This is a genomic window from Nocardia sichangensis (assembly GCF_047200615.1).
Lineage (GTDB): Bacteria > Actinomycetota > Actinomycetes > Mycobacteriales > Mycobacteriaceae > Nocardia > Nocardia sichangensis.
The window spans coordinates 1-1,133 of record NZ_JBJZOK010000116.1 but is presented as its reverse complement, the minus strand read 5'-3'; the positions used below and the strand labels follow the sequence as shown (position 1 = coordinate 1,133).

The window sequence follows — 1,133 nt, the reverse complement described above, 5'->3', positions numbered from 1 at the left end:
GTCAACTCCATTGCGTAGCGCTGTGTTTCTAACACCATCGGCACAAGCGGGCGCGCGCCCGCGCAACCGCCGAGCGGTCTGTACACCGGTTGTTCACCGAAGCTCCGGAGGCCTGTCTGCCGAGATGGCACCACAGCCCATCCGACACCACGCTGAGCCCCGCGCGAGATCGAGATGCTGCGGCTGGCTTTGGCGTTCAGGTGCTTGGTCACCGGGGACCGCCGCCGGGCTCAGCGCGGCGGATTCATGGTGGCCGGCCAGGACAGGCCGTGCTCCTCATACGGGCGCAACTGGGCCCGCAACCCCGACGGCGCCGCGGCCGGCTTCGGACCATGCTGGCGGCCCAGAATTTTCGCGACTGGCGGCCAACACCTCGATGACCGCGACCCGCACGACGCTGCCCACTGGCGAGTTCGCCCAGCCTTTCGGCCAGAGTGATCGGGATGTAGCCGAGCACCGATTCCCAGTGATAGGAGACCAATCCGCGCATGCCGACGGTGCCGTCGGCGGCCGGGACGGCACTGGAGATTTGCAGCCGCATGAACGGCTCGGCACCGTTCCAGGCGCGGGGCAGCGCGCAGCGCTGGCCGAGACTAACTGCGAATGTCCCAATCGGCAGTCAACGTCGATTCCGGACTCGAAAGCCTGGCCCTGTCGTGACCAGATGTACCGCCGTCCGCCACTACCGTTACACAGCTGCGCAGCACTGTGTTTCGAAGACGATCCGCACAGGCATGCCCGCGCAACCGCCGAGCGGTCGATACACCGGCTGTTCACCGAAGCCCCCCGACAACCGATCTGCCTCCCACCGAGAACGATCGGGAATCGGTTCGAGCCTCACAGACTGCGGGAGCACCGCCGCGTAGCGCGCCTAGTAGCCAATCTTGTACAACGCAATAGAAGGGCGCGCTCGAGGCGGCAGGTTCAGGGCGGCGGAGGCGGTGATCCCGGCGATCCTGCTTGTGCTGCGCCGCTGCGGGATGGGGCGGAGGCGCACGTAGTGACCGACCGAGGCTTGACGTGCGCGGTACTGGCCGAGGTGAACTGCGAGTAACCAATTAGTGGTCGTCGTCGGTTCCGACTCGAAAACCCGGAACCGTCGTGATTAGGTGCTCCGGCAGCAGCGACGAAGT

General features: G+C 66.1%; 1 protein-coding gene. It reads right to left on the bottom strand.

Annotated features, from left to right (window positions below; translation table 11 throughout):
- A partial coding sequence (locus ACL03I_RS39360) for a hypothetical protein (protein WP_412808650.1) occupies positions 1 to 212 on the bottom strand: 212 nt, incomplete at its 3' end.
- Positions 213 to 1,133: the final 921 nt, after the last annotated feature.